Source organism: Streptomyces sp. NPDC088733, from assembly GCF_044751185.1.
Classification (GTDB): domain Bacteria; phylum Actinomycetota; class Actinomycetes; order Streptomycetales; family Streptomycetaceae; genus Actinacidiphila.
In genome coordinates this window covers 1-15,830 of sequence record NZ_JBIVLH010000019.1, presented here as the reverse complement: position 1 = coordinate 15,830, position 15,830 = coordinate 1, and the positions used below count along the sequence as shown (strand labels likewise).

13 protein-coding genes are annotated in these 15,830 nt (G+C 72.3%); 6 read left to right on the top strand and 7 right to left on the bottom strand.

All coding sequences use genetic code 11. The features are described 5' to 3' along the window. Window positions 1-158 precede the first annotated feature (158 nt). Window positions 159-1,757: a threonine/serine exporter family protein gene (locus ACIP64_RS28965; protein WP_401592341.1), complete on the bottom strand. Its 1,599-nt coding sequence runs from the start codon at window positions 1,755-1,757 to the stop codon at window positions 159-161. A gap of 113 nt (window positions 1,758-1,870) precedes the next feature. Next, window positions 1,871-2,602, bottom strand: a complete 732-nt coding sequence (locus ACIP64_RS28960) for a DedA family protein (protein ID WP_401592339.1) — start codon at window positions 2,600-2,602, stop codon at window positions 1,871-1,873. 214 nt (window positions 2,603-2,816) lie between these two features. On the opposite strand from ACIP64_RS28960, the gene ACIP64_RS28955 reads away from it, so the two are divergent. After that, window positions 2,817-3,188, top strand: a complete 372-nt coding sequence (locus ACIP64_RS28955; protein WP_401592337.1) for a YbjQ family protein — start codon at window positions 2,817-2,819, stop codon at window positions 3,186-3,188. Here ACIP64_RS28955 and ACIP64_RS28950 read toward each other — a convergent pair. After that, entirely contained in the window at window positions 3,169-3,942 is a 774-nt protein-coding gene (locus ACIP64_RS28950) for a MerR family transcriptional regulator (protein ID WP_401592335.1), read from the bottom strand. The two genes, ACIP64_RS28955 and ACIP64_RS28950, sit on opposite strands and share 20 nt — an antisense overlap. Window positions 3,943-3,996: 54 nt before the next feature. Between ACIP64_RS28950 and leuE the strand changes: the two genes are divergently transcribed. The 3 genes from leuE to ACIP64_RS28935 all read left to right on the top strand — a co-directional run bounded on the left by leuE (window position 3,997) and on the right by ACIP64_RS28935 (window position 7,159). Next, on the top strand, window positions 3,997-4,659 hold the full coding sequence (leuE, locus tag ACIP64_RS28945; protein WP_401592333.1) for a leucine efflux protein LeuE: 663 nt from the start codon (window positions 3,997-3,999) through the stop codon (window positions 4,657-4,659). 69 nt (window positions 4,660-4,728) lie between these two features. Then, complete coding sequence (locus tag ACIP64_RS28940) at window positions 4,729-6,132, top strand: glutamate decarboxylase (RefSeq protein ID WP_401592331.1); 1,404 nt, start codon at window positions 4,729-4,731, stop codon at window positions 6,130-6,132. Between the two features lie 28 nt (window positions 6,133-6,160). Further along, complete coding sequence (locus ACIP64_RS28935; protein WP_401592329.1) at window positions 6,161-7,159, top strand: cation diffusion facilitator family transporter; 999 nt, start codon at window positions 6,161-6,163, stop codon at window positions 7,157-7,159. Window positions 7,160-7,212: 53 nt separating this feature from the next. Here the strand turns inward: ACIP64_RS28935 and ACIP64_RS28930 are convergent, their stop codons facing one another. The 3 genes from ACIP64_RS28930 to ACIP64_RS28920 all read right to left on the bottom strand — a co-directional run bounded on the left by ACIP64_RS28930 (window position 7,213) and on the right by ACIP64_RS28920 (window position 11,706). Then, window positions 7,213-8,871: a hypothetical protein gene (locus ACIP64_RS28930; protein ID WP_401592327.1), complete on the bottom strand. Its 1,659-nt coding sequence runs from the start codon at window positions 8,869-8,871 to the stop codon at window positions 7,213-7,215. Next, entirely contained in the window at window positions 8,861-10,522 is a 1,662-nt protein-coding gene (locus ACIP64_RS28925; RefSeq protein WP_401592325.1) for a hypothetical protein, read from the bottom strand. Before ACIP64_RS28925 ends, ACIP64_RS28930 begins: the two co-directional genes overlap by 11 nt. A gap of 107 nt (window positions 10,523-10,629) precedes the next feature. Continuing rightward, window positions 10,630-11,706, bottom strand: a complete 1,077-nt coding sequence (locus tag ACIP64_RS28920) for a M23 family metallopeptidase (RefSeq protein ID WP_401592323.1) — start codon at window positions 11,704-11,706, stop codon at window positions 10,630-10,632. A 159-nt stretch (window positions 11,707-11,865) separates the two neighbouring features. On the opposite strand from ACIP64_RS28920, the gene ACIP64_RS28915 reads away from it, so the two are divergent. Further along, window positions 11,866-13,554 (top strand): SpoIIE family protein phosphatase, encoded by a 1,689-nt coding sequence (locus ACIP64_RS28915; protein ID WP_401592321.1) that lies wholly within the window; start codon window positions 11,866-11,868, stop codon window positions 13,552-13,554. Window positions 13,555-13,684: 130 nt separating this feature from the next. Beyond that, window positions 13,685-14,713 carry a rod shape-determining protein gene (locus ACIP64_RS28910; RefSeq protein ID WP_401592319.1) on the top strand — a complete coding sequence of 343 codons (1,029 nt, stop codon included), beginning with the start codon at window positions 13,685-13,687 and terminating at the stop codon, window positions 14,711-14,713. A gap of 58 nt (window positions 14,714-14,771) precedes the next feature. Here the strand turns inward: ACIP64_RS28910 and ACIP64_RS28905 are convergent, their stop codons facing one another. Beyond that, a complete protein-coding gene (locus ACIP64_RS28905) occupies window positions 14,772-15,626 on the bottom strand; it encodes an alpha/beta fold hydrolase (protein WP_401592573.1) in 855 nt (284 codons plus the stop codon). Window positions 15,627-15,830: the final 204 nt, after the last annotated feature.

Genomic DNA, 15,830 nt, shown 5'->3' with positions numbered 1-15,830 from the left:
CTCGCCTCCGAAAAGTTCACTTTTGCCCCGGATCGGACAGCAACGTATGCAGTGAAACCCGTGGGAATGATTACAGTCAACTACGACCACGATACGGACAGTTAACATCAGATTTCCCGACGCATCATCAGGAACGGCCGTCCGTGCGGCCGCAGCGCTCAGAATCCGCGCGTCCGCTTCGCCGCCGCGCGGCGTCGTGCCTGGTCAGCGCCACCGGGCAGCCTCAGGAAGAGCCGCACCGTCTCACCGCCGAGGTTCACTCCGATGGCCACCGCGAGCGCCAGCGCGGCGGCCTTGGTGAGCGAGGCGAAGCCCTGGTCCAGATGGCCCCGGGTCAGTCCGAGGAGTCCGTAGTACGTCGCGGAGCCGGGCAGCAGCGGCCCGATCGCCGCCGTCACGTACGGCAGCGCGGAGGCGAAGCGGTAGCGGGACAGCATCTGCCCGAACAGGCCCACCAGCCCCGCGGCGACGGCGGTCGCCGCCACCGGCGACATCCCGATGCCGGCCGACTTCTGGTGCAGCGCCGCGTAGACCGTCCAGGCCACTCCGCCGTTGAGCGCCGCCGGCAGCAGCACGCCGCGCTCGCACTGGAGCAGCACCGCGAACGCCAGGCTCAGCACCATCGCCGCCACCAGTTGCAGCGGCGGGTTCTCGTACGCCCGCAGCGCCTGGTCGGGGTCCAGCTCCGCGCCCAGGCTGACCCCGGCGTACAGGATCAGGGTGACGCCGACGACGATGCCGGTGAAGAGGTACATCACCTCCAGCAGCCGGGCCGAGGCGGTGATGTAGAAGCCGGTCAGGCCGTCCTGCACGGCCGCCACCAGGGCCCGACCCGGGATCAGCGCGAACAGGCCACCGGTGATGACGGAGGAGGCCTGGAGCGTGCCCGTGCCGGGCAGCTCGTGGCCGTAGCGGGCGATGAGCACGCCCAGCGCCGCGGCCGGCATGGCCGCGGCGACGAACTGGTAGAACTCCGGCAGCCCGCGCCCCGCGCACAGCCAGGCCAGCCGGTCGCCCAGCATCGCCCCGAGCGCCGCGACCGCGAAGACCACCGGGCCGCCGCCGCCCACCAGGAGGCTCGCCGCGCCCGCGAGCAGCCCGGCGGCCGCCGTCAGCAGCCAGCCGGGGTAGGGGTGGCGGTTGCGGCGGATCAGCGCGAGACGGCGGTAGGCGTCCTCCAGGGTGAGGTCGGCCGCCGTGATGTCGTTGATCAGCCGGAAGACGGCCGCGAGGCGCGTGTAGTCGGTGGCCCGGCGGCGCACCGTGCGGTTGGCGGTGGCGGGCGCGTCCACCAGCGAGGGCTGGTACGAGATGCCCAGCAGCGTGAAGGTCACGCTCGGCTCGACGCGGCCGAGCCCGTACGCGTGGGCCACGCCCAGCATCGCGGCCTCGACGTCCTCCGCGGCCTCGCCGCCGGCGAGCAGCAGCTCCCCGATGCGCAAGGTCAGGTCGAGCACGCGCGGCACGGGCGGCCCGGCACCGGCCTCCGGCTGCGTACCGGGCTGCTCCGGCGCCGGCCGCTCGCCGAGCGGCATGCGCAGCATCGTCCGCATGCGGTCAGGCCAGGGGGCCTCCTTGGAGAGGCTGACCACGGGGATGCCCTCGGGAGGCGTGAACGCCGGGTGCGACAACTGCGGGGAGGTCTTCGGGCGCGTGAAAGCGGAACCCTGCGGTTCGGGCCGGGGCAGCTCGACCCCGAGCGGCGGGGTGAACTCCGAGCCGCCGGTCTGCTGCCCGGGCTCCTCCTGGTGCGTCACGGTCGTTCCTCCACTCAGCCTCTCGGTGTTCCCACCCGCCGGGTGCGGCAGGGGGAGGGTGTCACCACCCTCCCCCAGGCACAGCGGTTCGACTGCCCGTCGCCCGCCGGACGCTAACGCCGGTTCGCGCGGTGGCGCCCGCCGCCGGAGGCGGTGGGGCTCTGGACCGGCGGCTGCGCCGGCCCGGCGCCGTCGGCCGGGGACTCCGGCCGCGGCGGGGCCTTCTTCGCGGCCGAGCGGGCCCGCAGGAACTCGATGGCGATCGGGACGACCGAGAGCACCACGATCGCGACCAGCATCAGCTCGATGTGCTCGCGCACGAAGGCGATCTGCCCGAGCCAGTAGCCGAGCAGCGTCACACCCGCGCCCCACAGGGTGCCGCCGATGATGTTGTAGGTGACGAAGGTGCGGTAGTTCATCCGGCTGACACCGGCCACGATGGGCGTGAACGTCCGCACGATCGGCACGAAACGGGCCAGGACGATCGACTTGGCACCGTACTTCTCGAAGAACTCGTGCGCCTTCTCGATGTTCTCCTGCTTGAAGAGCTTGGAGTCCGGGCGGCGGAAGAGCGAGGGGCCGACCTTGCGGCCGAAGAGGTAGCCGACCTGGTCACCGGCGATGGCGGCGATCACGACGAGCAGGCAGACGGCCCAGATCGGCCAGTCCAGCTTGCCGCCGGCCACCAGCAGGCCACCGGTGAACAGCAGGGAGTCACCGGGCAGGAAGAACCCGATGAGCAGACCCGACTCGGCGAACACGATCGCCAGCAGGCCGATCAGGCCCGCGGACGAGATGAGGTAATCGGGGTCGAGCCATTGCGGGCCCAGGGCGATAGTCGTCACGCGCCAAAAGTATCAACGCGCTCGGGACCGGACGGTTCCCCGTGCGCGAACGTCCGGCCACGGTTCCCCCCGTACGTTCCACCGCACACCCGCACACATCCCCCGCCGCTCCCGAAACCCCGCCTTCCGGTGGAACCCGCGGAAAGCACGCCATTTCCGCGGCGGCCCGGCGTGCATCGCGCGCGGGACGGCGGTCGCCGCGCACGATGCACCCATGGATATCGACGAGTACGGCGGCGGACAGCGGCAGGGGTCCGGCGTCCTGGTGGTGACCACGAACGACATCCCCGGCTTCCGGGTGGAGCGGGTGATCGGCGAGGTCTTCGGCCTCACCGTCCGCTCCCGCCATCTGGGCAGCCAGATCGGCGCGGGCCTGAAATCCCTGGTCGGCGGCGAGCTGAAGGGACTCACCAAGACCCTGGCGCAGACCCGCACCCAGGCGATGGAGCGGCTGGTCGAGCAGGCGCGGGCACGCGGCGCGAACGCCGTGCTGATGATGCGCTTCGACGTGAGCGAGGCCGCCGACGTCGGCACCGAGGTGTGCGCCTACGGCACGGCGGCGGTCATCACCCCTGAGCCCGCCTAGCGTTGGCGACGATCGCGTCGTGCACGTACTGGGCGATGCCCGGCGCGATCGCCTCGTAGTAGGCGTTGAAGCGGGGATCGGCCAGGTACATCCCGGCGAGCCCGATGTGGATCTCGTAGCCGCAGTCGTAGTAGTGGTCCACGATGAACCGCCGGTGCTCCTCCGCCAGCTCCATCGCGGCCGCGCCGTCGGCCGGGGCACCCGAGTCGCGCAGCGCGACCAGGCGGGCGGTCCAGTCGTCCTGCTCGGCCTTGATCCGCAGCCAGTCCTCCTTGGTGTAGGAGGCGGCGCGGCGCTGCGACTGCTCGTACGCGACGGTGTTGCCCCAGCGCTGCCGGGTCTCCTCGGCGTGCTGCTCGGGGTCGTGGTCGCCGAAGACCTCGAACTTCTCCTCGGGCGTGAGGTTGATGCCCATCGTGCGTGCCTCCATGGCTCGTTGGACGGCGTCGGCCATCTCCGTCAGCTTCCCGATCCGCGCGGTCAGCAGCTCGTGCTGGCGCCGCAGGTGCTGCCGCGGGTCCGCGGCCGGGTCGTCGAGGAGGACCGCCACCTCGTCCAGGGGAAAGCCGAGCTCCCGGTAGAAGAGGATCTGCTGCAGCCGGTCGAGGTCGGCGTCGCTGTAGCGGCGGTGGCCCGCGTGGCTGCGCCCACTGGGCGAGAGCAGCCCGATCTCGTCGTAATGGTGCAGCGTGCGGACGGTCACGCCGGCGAAACCCGCCACCTGCCCGACCGGGTAGCCCGTGCTCGTGTTCATGACCACACCCTCCGGCCTCACGCCACGTGAGGTGCAAGTGTCATATTGGTGCCCATGCTGGGTATCACCGACCTGCCGACCTATCTGCTCGGCACCGTGCTCATCGTGCTGCTGCCGGGACCCAACTCCCTCTACACCCTGTCCGTCGCGGCGCGGCGCGGGGTCCGCACCGCCTACCGCGCGGCCCTGGGGGTCTTCCTCGGTGACACCGTCCTGATGACCGCCTCGGCGGCCGGGGTGGCGGGCCTGCTCACCACGAACCCCGTCCTGTTCGGCATCGTGAAGTACGCGGGTGCCGGCTACCTGGCTTGGATCGCGTTCGGCATGGCGCGGGCCGCGTGGCGGATGTGGCGGGGGCGGGCCGAACCGGAGCCCGAGGTCGCGCCGGCCGCCGCCGACGGGCCGGCGCAGGCCGAGCAGCCGTTCCGGCGGGCGCTGGTGATCAGCCTGCTCAACCCGAAGGCGATCCTGTTCTTCATCTCCTTCTTCGTGCAGTTCGTCGACCCCGGCTACGCCCATCCGGCCCTGTCCTTCCTGGCGCTGGGCGCGATCGCGCAGGTCTTCAGCTTCAGCTACCTGACCCTGCTGATATTCGGCGGCACCTACCTGGCCGGCCAGTTCCGCCGCCGCAGGCGCCTCGCGGCCGGGCTGACCTCGGGGGCGGCGGCGCTGTTCCTCGGCTTCGCGGCGAAGCTGTCGATGGCGTCGTCGGTCTGACGCGCCGGCCCGGTCCCGGGCCGGCGGCTCGACCTGCCGCGGCGCCGCATCGCACTTAATGTGAGCGCTATGTCGCTGCACAAGGGTGCCGAGGGGCTGCCGAAACTCGCCGTCAACCCCTTCTACGCGGGGGCCGATCCGGTCGCGGGCATGCGCACCGCACCGCCCAAGCACCAGCTCCCCGACGGGCCGATGCCGCCCTCGACGGCGTACCAGCTGGTCCACGACGAACTGATGCTCGACGGCAACGCCCGGCTCAACCTGGCCACCTTCGTCACCACCTGGATGGAGCGCGAGGCCCAGGTGCTGATGGCCGAGTGCTTCGACAAGAACATGATCGACAAGGACGAGTACCCGCGCACCGCCGAACTGGAGCGGCGCTGCGTGTCGATGCTCGCCAAGCTGTGGAACGCCCCCGACCCGGAGAAGGCCGTCGGCTGCTCCACCACCGGCTCCTCCGAGGCCTGCATGCTCGCCGGCATGGCGCTCAAGCGGCGCTGGATGAAGCGCCAGGGCGACCGCTACCCGGGCCAGGCCCGCCCCAACCTGGTCATGGGCGCCAACGTCCAGGTCTGCTGGGAGAAGTTCTGCAACTTCTGGGAGATCGAGGCGCGCACCGTGCCGGTCGAGGGCGACCGGCTGCACCTGGACGCCGAGTCCGCCCTCGCCCGGTGCGACGAGAACACCATCGGCGTCGTCGCCGTCCTGGGCTCCACCTTCGACGGCTCCTACGAACCGGTGGCCGAGATCTGCGCGGCCCTGGACGGGCTCCAGGAGCGCACCGGCCTCGACATCCCCGTCCACGTCGACGGGGCCTCCGGCGGCATGATCGCGCCCTTCCTGGACGAGGACCTGGTCTGGGACTTCCGGCTGCCGCGCGTGGCGTCGATCAACACCTCCGGGCACAAGTACGGGCTCGTCTACCCGGGCGTCGGGTGGGCCCTGTGGCGCGACGACGTGACCCTGCCCCAGGAACTGGTCTTCCGGGTCAACTACCTCGGCGGCGACATGCCGACCTTTGCCCTCAACTTCTCCCGGCCCGGATCGCAGGTCGCCGCGCAGTACTACACCTTCCTGCGGCTGGGCCGCGAGGGCTACCGCCTGGTCCAGCAGACCGCCCGCGACGTGGCCGTCTACCTGGCCGGTCGGATCGAGGAGTACGGCGACTTCCGGCTGATCACCCGGGGCGACCAGTTGCCGGTGTTCGCCTTCACCACCGCCGACCACGTCACCGCGTTCGACGTCTTCGACGTCTCCCGGCGGATGCGCGAGCGCGGCTGGCAGGTGCCCGCCTACACCTTCCCCGCCGACCGCGAGGACCTGGCGGTGCTGAGGATCGTGGTCCGCAACGGATTCTCCGAGGACCTCGCGGACCTCTTCCTGGCCGATCTGGATCGCTACCTGCCCCAGTTGCGCGAGCAGGAGCGTCCGCTGCACCCGCCCGGCGAGGCGCCCACGGCCTTCCACCACTGAGCCGCCGCGCCCCGGGCAGACGCACCCCATGGGCAAGGACACTCAGACCAAGGGCACCGTCTTCGTCGCCCTCGCCGCGAACCTGGTGATCGCCGCGGCGAAGGCCGTCGGGGGCCTGCTCAGCACGTCGCCGGCACTGCTGTCGGAGGCGGCGCACTCGGTCGCCGACACCCTCAACGAGATCTTCCTGCTCGCCGCGCTGCGCCGCAGCCGGCGCAGTCCCGACGCCCGGCACCCCTTCGGCTACGGCAAGGAGCGCTGGTTCTGGTCACTGCTCGCCGCCGTCGGGATCTTCGTCATGGGCGGCTGCTTCTCCTTCTACCAGGGCATCAGCGCCTTCCACGAGCACGAGCCGCACACCCTCAAGGCCTTCCTGATCGCCACCGTCGTCCTGGTGGTCTCCCTGCTCGCCGAGGGGTCCTCCCTGGCCAAGGCGCTGCTCCAGGTGCGGGGCGGGGCGCGCGAGCACGGCCGCTCCTTCCGCACCGAACTGCGCGAGGGCGAGGACCCCACCTTGCGCACGGTCATCGGCGAGGACAGCGCGGCGGTCCTCGGCGTCCTGCTGGCCCTGGCGGGCGTGGGGCTGCACTGGGCGACCGGGGGGCGGCAGTGGGAGGCATGGGCGTCCCTGGCCATCGCCGGGCTGCTCATGTTCGTGGCGTACCGGCTCGGCAAGGACTGCCGCGACACCCTCATCGGCGAGGCCGCCGACCCGCGGCTGCGGCAGCGGGCGCACGAACTGCTCACCCGGCAGCCGGAGATCGACACGGTGACGGCGCTGCTGACGATGCGGCTCGGCGTCGACTCGGTGCTGCTGGCCGCCCGGGTGGACCTGACGGAGGGCATCGACAGCGAGACGGTGGAGGAGGCCGCCGTCCGGATCAAGACCACGCTCGCCGGGGAGTTCCCCGAACTGGACCAGATCTTCCTGGACGTCACCGAGGCGAGCGAGGAGGACCGCCGCGAGGCACACGAACTGCGGCAGTCGCTGCGCACGGAGGCCGCACGCCGCGAGGGCGGGGGCTGACCGGTCGCCCGGCCGGTCCCCGCCCTCGCACGTCGTGCGGGTGGTGCCGTGCGCTAGCGCACGTCGACGAAGACGGCGGTGCCGTCGCTGTCGAAGTGCTTCGCGTCACCGAAGTACTGGATCAGCCACTTGCCGTCCGCGGTGGGCTTGCCCTTGAGCGTGGCCTTGCCCGTCGAGGCGGTGGTGCCCGAGGAGATGTACGTCCACTTCGTCGAGCCCTTCTTCTGGAAGAACAGCTCGACATGCGCGCCCTTGTACGGCCGCCAGGTGCCGGACACGTACTCCTTCAGGGTGCCGGTGAAGGTGACCGTGGCCGCCTTCTTCACCTTGGTGGACGACGCCTTCATCGAGTACAGCCGGGCGTTGGTGCGGGTCAGCCGGACGGGCTTGGTGGCGGTCTCGGCCAGCTGGTCCGAGGTGTAGTGGTGCAGCCGGTACCAGCCGTCGAGGCGGCCGTACTTGGTGATCGTGACCGTGCCGCCGTTCCACCTCGCGTACCCAGTGCCGAGGTCCTTCCAGCCGGTCCTGCCGTCCGGGGAGTACTCCAGGTGGACGAACTGCGCCGGGAGGGACTGCTCGCGGTTGTACGCCGCCCACAGCTTCGCGGAGACCGTCACCTCGGTCTCCGCGTCGATCCTGGCGCTGACGTTGGTGAAGGTCCCGTCCTCGGGGAGCGCGATCGGCCCGGAGACGGCGTTGCCGTCCAGGTAACCGTTCGGGGCCGTGGAGGCGTACCAACTGGTCCACAGCCGCGGCACGGCGGCGACAGCTCCGGAGAACGCCCCCGTGCTGTCGGTGGTCACCACGATCCGGCCCTCGGGCACGGAGTCCAGGCCCAGGACGACCTCGGCACCGGGCACCGGAAGCCCCGTCGCGTCGTCCTTGACCGTGCCGCTGATGGTGATCTTCTGGCCCGGCAGCGCCCGCGTGCGGTCCGCCTTCGCGGCGATCCTCACCCACAGCCCGTGGGAGGCGGGAGCGGAGAACTCCCGGACCGAGCCGTGGACCTCGTCGCCGTCCTCGGTGAACGTGGTGAGGAACCCGCGGCTGCCAGGAACGGTGAAGTCCGGCGTGGTGAAGTCGCCCTCGGCGTCGGTGGTTGCCGTCAGCGTCTGCAGCGGCGCCGTTTCCACTGCGTTGTACACCATGGCGACGGTGACCTTACGGCCCTCGACAGGGACCAAGTCACCGCTGCCCGGCTGGATGCCCTCGATCCGGCCGGTCGCAGCCGTCGTGGGGTGGGCGAAGTCCAGGAGCGGAGTGGTGAAGCCCTTGGTCCGCAGCACCGGCCGCAGGGTGAAGTCCAGCGTGCCCGCATCGGCGCGGGTCGTGCTGTGGCCCTGGTCGTCGGTGGCGGTGACGTCGATGGCGTAGCGACCCAGATGCGGCACAACGCCGCCGTCCTCGGTCAGCTTCAGCGGTGCGTCGGACGGCACGGCCCAGAGTCCGCCGGACGGGGCCAGCGCCAGATCGTCCGCCACGACGGTGTCGCCCTCGCGCACGGTCGCCGTGACCGAGGTGAGGTCGGCGCCGGAGGCGTCGGTCCAGGCCGGCACGGTGAAAGTGCCCCGCTGGGCGTCGACCGTGCGGGCCACGCCGACGACCACCGGCCCGGCGCCGTCGGCGAGGGCAGGGGTGACAGCCAGTCCGCCCGACAGGGCGGCGACGGAGACGATCAGCGCCAGGGCGCGCCGGGAGGAATCAACGCGCATTGACGTACTCGTCCTTCGACTCGCTGTAGAAGTGGGTGGAGTCGGCCTCCAGGTAGGCGCCCCACGTGCCGTCGCCGTACGCCTTGGTCCTGAGGCTGAAGCGGCCCGAGGAGTCGGTCTTCCCCTTCACCGCCCAGTACCAGGTGCTCTCGCCCTTCGGCTTGAAGACGATGACGATCCTCGCGCCCTTGTACGCCTTCCAGGTGCTGCCCGACTTGTACTGCACGGTGCCCTTGGCCGTGAGCGCCCCGCCCAGACGCGGGCTGTTGGGCGTCATGTCGAAGGCGGCGAAGCGGGTGTCGGTGCGGCGCAGCCGCGACTTGCCGGAGTCGGCGGCGAGCATCGCGTTCGACTCGTCGTGGTGGACGCGGTAGTAGCCGTCGAGCCAGCCGTACTCGCTGATCGAGAAGGAGCAGGTACTGCCGGACTTCTGGGCCGCGGCGGCGGTCTTGAAGGTGGACCAGCCGGTGCTGCCGTTCTTGGAGTACTGCAACGCCAGCTTCTCGGCGGAACAGGACCCGGACAGCCTGCCGGTGGCCTTCACCTTGCCGTACGCGTCGATCGACATCTTCATGCCGGAGAACGACCCCGAGGTGGGCACGGAGAGCTGGTGCTGCACCTGCGGGAAGGAGCTGAAGTAGCCGTTCGGCTTGACGTACGTGTAGTGCGTCGTGGTCACGGACGCCGTCGCGCTGTAGGCGAACGCCCCCGAGGCGTTCGCGGTGCCCGAGCCCATCACGCCGGAAGGGACGTGCGACGAGGTGTTCACCGGCCGGGAGCCCGTGAGGACGCTCGCGCCGGCGAAGGGCTTCCAGCCGTCCGCCGTCAGCCGCTGGACCGTGCCCCTGATGCCGAAGGCCACACCTTTGTGCACCCGGGCGGCCGACGGATCAGCACTGATCCGGTAGGTCAACTGCTCCGCGGGCACGTTCGGCAGGGGCATCGGGCTGTCGGGCGCGGCGTCGGCCGACTGGCCGCCCCGGACGTACGTACTGACCTCGGACAGGGCGCCGTTGACGGTCACCGACTGACGGAAGGTGCCGTCCGCGGCGGTGGTCGCGGTGAGTCCCTTGGACCGCAGGTAACCGTCCTGCTCCAGCCAGTAGACCAGGACGGCCACGCCGGGCGCGGCGGGGACGGTCGTCCCGGTGGCCGGGTCGAAGGTCGTGACCGTGCCGCTGACGCCGAGCGTGCGGTGGTCGTAGTCGGTGGTGCCGCGGTCGAACGCCGCGGTGGCGACGACCGTGTGCTTGCGGTAGTCGAGGCTGTTCCCGGACCAGTGCTGCGTGGTGCCGCCGGGCATGCGGTAGTCGACGTCCACCGGGTAGTCGCCGTACGCGGTGCCCTCGGGCAGCCGCACCGGCTGCCGGGTGTACCAGCCGCGCGACTCGCTGTACTCCACCTCGTCGGTGGAGGCGAGCACGGGCGCGTCCGGCGCCGTCGAGGCACGGACGCTGATCTTGACCCAGAGCGCACTCGGGTCGTCCAACACCACGGCCAGTGTGCCGTCGTCGCCGGTCGTCACCCGCTGCACGGTGGCACCGCTGTCGGCGAAGGCGGGCGCGGCGGTCGAGGCCGCGACGCCGGTGATGGTCAGAAGAAGGGCTGCCGCGTGCAGAACGGCAGGTCTGGGTGCGCGCGATATGCGCATGCAGGACCCCCCACAGGTCAGAAAAGCCGGCGGCGGCAAGATCGCACGCCGGAAGCCGAACAGTAACGGACCTGTGCGACAGCTGTGACGGGTGGGGCCGCGGCGCCTCAGTCGCCCGGGTCGGCCACGCGGACGCCGTGCCGGGCGAGCCAGGGGAGCGGGGGGACGGCCGAGCCCATCTGCGGGGTGACGCGGACCTCGAAGTGCAGGTGGGGGCCGGTGGAGTTGCCCGAGCTGCCGGACAGCCCGATGCGCTGCCCGGCACGCACCCGGCGGCCCGGCGAGGTCTCGATGACGGACAGATGCGCGTAGTGCGTGCAGTAGCCGTCGTCGTGCCGGAGGACGATCTGGTTGCCGAAGCCGTCGCCGCAGCCGGCCGCCACCACGGTGCCGTCGCCGACCGCGCGGACCGGTGTGCCGGAGGGGACGGCGAAGTCCTGGCCGGTGTGCCGGTGCGCCCAGTGGGAGCCGGCGTCGTCGAAACCGGCGGAGAGCCGGTAGCGGGCCACCGGGCTCACCCAGTGCGGGGCGCCGCGGCGGAAGGCGCCGGGGGCAGGGCCGTCGACGGGGTCGGCGTGCGGGCAGCGGGCCGGGATGCCGCCGCCCAGCAGGGCGAGGTAGCGGGCGGCGAGCCCGGCCCCGGCGCGCAGCAGCTTCTCCTCGATGTCCCGCCGGAGCTCGGCCTGCCGCCGTACCCGGTCGTCCAGGTCGTCCAGCGCGGCGTCCACGGCCGCCGTGTCCGCGGCCAGCCGGCGTTGCGCCACCCGGTGCGCGGTCAGCAGCGCGGCCTCGGCGTGCTCGCCCTGGCGGACCAGGGTCACGTCCTCCAGCAGGCGGTCCGGGCGCCCCGACAGCAGCACCCGGGCCGACGGGCTGAGTCCCGCGTTGCGGTACTCCGTGCGCGCCATGGCGCCGACCCGGTCCCGCAGCACGCGCAGCCGGCGCCGCTCCCCGTCCGCCGTCACCCGCAACGCGCGCAGCTCGGCCCGCTTGCGCCCGGCCGCCAGCTCCGCCGCCTGGTACCGCTCCACGGCGCGTTCGGCCTCCGCGTACAGCCGCTCCACGCCGGGGCCGCCCGCGGGCGGTCCGGCCGCCGTCGCCACCGCCGCCGTCGCCGTCCCCCGCAGCGCGAAGGGCACCGCCAGCAGCAGGCACAGCACCACGGCCACCGCCTTGCATCGCATCGGGCCGATCGTGACGGCCGCCCGCGTGCGGCGGTCCGGCGACACGCCCCGCCGGGGCCCATAGCCACCCGCCGGGGTGATCGCATCCGGGCGTGCGCCGAACGGCCGACCGCCAGATCATGGGTACGGGCGCACTCGGCGGACGGGAGGATGACCCGGGTGAGCGGTGACAGGGGGCCCGGCGACTGGTCACCACTGGACCACGAGGTCCTGCGGCAGGTGCTGGACGGCACACCGGCGGGCGTGAGCATCCTCGACGCGCGGCTGCGCTACGTCTACGTCAACCCCGCCCTGGCCCGGATGAACGGCGTCTCCGCCGCGGCCCACGTGGGCCGCACGATCACCGAGGTGCTGCCCGACCTCGACGACACCGGCGAGGACACGATGCAGCAGGTCCTGGCCGACGGCACGTCCCGCGAGGTGCCGTCCAGCGGCCACACCCGGGCGCCCTCGGGGCTGACCCGGCGCTACTGGCAGGGCGCGTACCACCGGCTGAGCGGCCCGGACGGCACGGCGGTCGGCCTGGTCGGCATCACGCTGGAGGTCAGCAGCTCCCGGCACGAGCAGCACGAACTGGAGCGGGCCCGCGAGCGGCTGGCCCTGCTGGACCGGGCGGCCACCTTGATCGGCACCACGCTGGAGATGGAGGCCACCTGCTCCGAGCTGGCCCGTTTCCTCGTTCCGCTGCTCGCCGACATCGCCAGCGTGGACGTCCTGCCCCCGGAGGGCACGACCGCGCACACCCGCGGCCTGCTGCGGCTGCGCCGCGCGGCGATGGCGGCACTGCCCAATCTGCGGGACCAGGTGAGGATCTTCGGCGAGCCCGGGCAGTACCTGGACTACCAGGAGGGTTCGACCATCCCGCGCTGCCTCCAGTCGGGCCGCCCGGTGCTGGAGGACCTGTGCCACGACGGCGCGCTCGCTCGCTCCGCGAGCGGCCTGGAGCGGATCGCCGCCTACCGGGCGGCCGGCATCCACTCCGCGCTGGTCGTGCCGCTGACCGCGCGCGGGCACCCCATCGGGACGGTCAGCATGGTCCGCGGCGGGGAGTCGCCGGCCTTCACCGAACGGGACGTGGAGATCGCCCAGGACGTGGTGGGCCGCGCGGCGATCAGCCTGGACAACGCCCGCCGCTACACCCATGAGCACGGCATCACCCTCGAACTCCAGCGGGCGCTGATGTCCGAGCCGGGCTCGCCGCACCCCACCGTCGAGGCCGCCTTCCGCTACCAGCCGGCCGGCAGCAGTGCCCTGGTGGGCGGCGACTGGTACGACACCGTGCGGCTGTCCTTCGGGCGCACCCTGCTGGCCATGGGCGACGTCATGGGGCACGGGGTGGAGGCCTCGGTCGACATGAGCCAGTACCGCTCGATGCTGCGCTTCGTGGCCGGCGCCGACCTGCCGCCGCACCGCATCCTGCGCCGGCTGGACACCCTGATCTCGGAGACGGAGTCGGGGCGCCCGGCCAGCTGCCTGCTGGCGCTGGTGGACCCGACGCGCGGCAAGTGCGCGTACTCCAGCGCCGGGCACCTGCCGCCCGCCATGATTCGCCCGGACGGCTCCGTCGAGCTCGTCGAGGTGCCGGTCGGGCCGCCGCTGGGGACCGGGCACGGCGGCTACGAGATCGTCTCGGGCGCGTGCGGGCGCGGCGACGTCCTGCTGCTCTACACCGACGGCCTGGTCGAACGCCGCGGCGAGGACATCGACGTGTCCCTCGACCGGCTCGCCAGGTTGCGGTTGCACCCGGACGGGGATCTGGGCGGTCTGGTCGACCGGATCCTGTCCCTGCTGGTCTGCGAGCCCGCCGACGACGACATCGCGGTCCTCGCGGCGCGCATCGTCCGCTAGGCCGCAGGAGGGACGCCTCCCCCGGGCAGCGCAACACTACGGGCGAAATCGGGGCAATACCGTCACGATGATCATACGGGACTGCCACCGGGGCGGTCCCGGGAACCGGCTCCCTCGGGGAGGACCTGCCGTGACCGTCAGCCTCGCGCAGTTGCGCCGTTGCTCCGTAGCCGTCGACCTCGGCGCCTCACGGACCCGCGTCTACATCAAGGGACAGGGACTCGTCGTGGACGAGCCCAGCGTGGCCGCCGTCAACGCCCACAGCGGGGCCCTCATCGCCGTCGGGTCACTGGCCGAGCAGATGACCGGACGGACCCCCGACCACATCCGCGTCGTCCGGCCCATCCAGGCCGGCATGGTCGTCGACATCGACATGGCCCAGCGCATGCTCCGGCACCTGCTCGGCGGCCGGCTCCGCAAGGCGTGGCGGCGCAAGCCCATGCTGCGCGCCGCGGTGTGCACCCCCAACAGCAGCAAGCCGCTGGCCCAGCGCGCGGCGATCGAGACGCTCTACGGGCTCGGTTCCCGGCGGGTCGAACTCGTCGACTCCGTCATCGCCGCCGCCGTCGGCTGCGGACTGCCGGTCGAGCAGCCCGAAGCGACGATGATCATGCTCAGCGGGGCCGGCACGACGCAGATCGCGGTGCTGTCGCTCGGCGCGATCGTCGCGGCCGAGACCATCCCCGTCGGCGGCGACGCCATCGACCACGTGGTGGTGCAGCACGTCCGCAACGCGCACGAACTGGTGCTGCCCACCCAGTCGGTGCGGCCGCTGCACGAGATCCTGTCCGCCCCCGGGCCCATCGCGCCGAGCACGGAGGTCCAGGGCCGGGACGTGGCCAGCGGCATCGCCCGCACCGTCACCGTCGACATCGAGAGCGTCCGCCGGGCCATCCGCATGCCGATGGGGGCCCTCATCGACGGCATCGGCACCGTCCTGCGGCGCTGCCCGCCCGACCTCGTCGCCGACCTCACCGACCGCGGCATCATGCTCGCCGGGGGCAGCGCGCTGCTGCCCGGCCTGGACATGATGCTCCGCCAGGCGACCGGGATGCCCGTCACGATCGCCGACCGGCCGGACGTCTGCGCGGTACGCGGCCTCGGCGCGATGATGGAGGGGCAGGTGCTGCCCATGCCGATGGACTCGATGTCGGCGTAACGCCCGGGCGGCGGGCCGCCGCACTGCCGTGACGGCCCACGCGGCCCGCGCCCGGCGGTCACCGGGCGGCCCCCTCCCTCCCGACGCGCTCGACCAGGCGCACGACGTACTCGGCGACGAGTACGGGGCGGAAGCCGGGCAGCCAGTGGCCGCCGTCCACGTGGTGGATCTCGGCACCGGGGGCCCAGTCGGTGATCTCCGTCTGCCACGGCGGCAGCACGAACACGTCCTTGGACGGGGCCAGTACCTGCGCCGGCAGGGCGGCGTGCCGGACCCGCGGGCGGAGCATACGGGGCAGCACATTGGCCCGGTAGAGCTTCAGCCCGGCCCGGTTGCGGGCGGCCCGCCCCGACCCGTACCCCTGCGGGGGCTCACCGGTCTCCAGGCGGAGCAGGCCCTTGATCACCCCGTCCAGTAAGCCGCTGCGGCAGGCCAGTTCGGCGACGCCGGGCAGATGGAAGAAGGCCACATACTGCGAGGCCAGCGCCTGGCGCAGTAGCTTGCCCAGCCGTGCGGGGGTGGGCCGGCGCACCTGGGCCCGGTACCAGCGGCCGGTGTGGTCCAGATCCGGGCCCGAGATCGACGTCATCGAGGCGTAACGGTGCGCCAGCTCCGGCGTACTGACGGTGTGCCAGCTCTGCACGGACCCCCAGTCGTGCGTCAGCAGGTGCACCGGCGCGTGCGGGCTCACTGCGTCCGCCACCGCCGTGGTGTCGGCGGCGAGCTGCGGCAGCCGGTACGCGCGGGTGCGGCGCGGCGCGCCGGACGAGCCCGAGCCGCGCACGTCGTAGGTCACCACGTGGAAACCATGTGCGGCCAGGCGTGCCGCCACGGCGTCCCACACCCGGTGGTCGTCGGGAAAGCCGTGCACGCACAGGACCGTGGGGGCGGCGGGGTCGCCGTGTTCGTACACCGCCAACCGGATGCCGTCGGAGGCCGTGACCCAACGCGGCGCTTCGCTGTACCGCGTTTCCTCCCCGCCCTCCCGCCCGTGTGCCCCAGGAAGTCCGGGCGCCCCGACGCTAGGGTCCGTCTTCAAACGGATCTTGCCCAAAGCAGGAACGACGCGAGTGTGACCGCTGCTTCGTAGGAGGTGGCGGTCTTCTCGTAGCGGGTT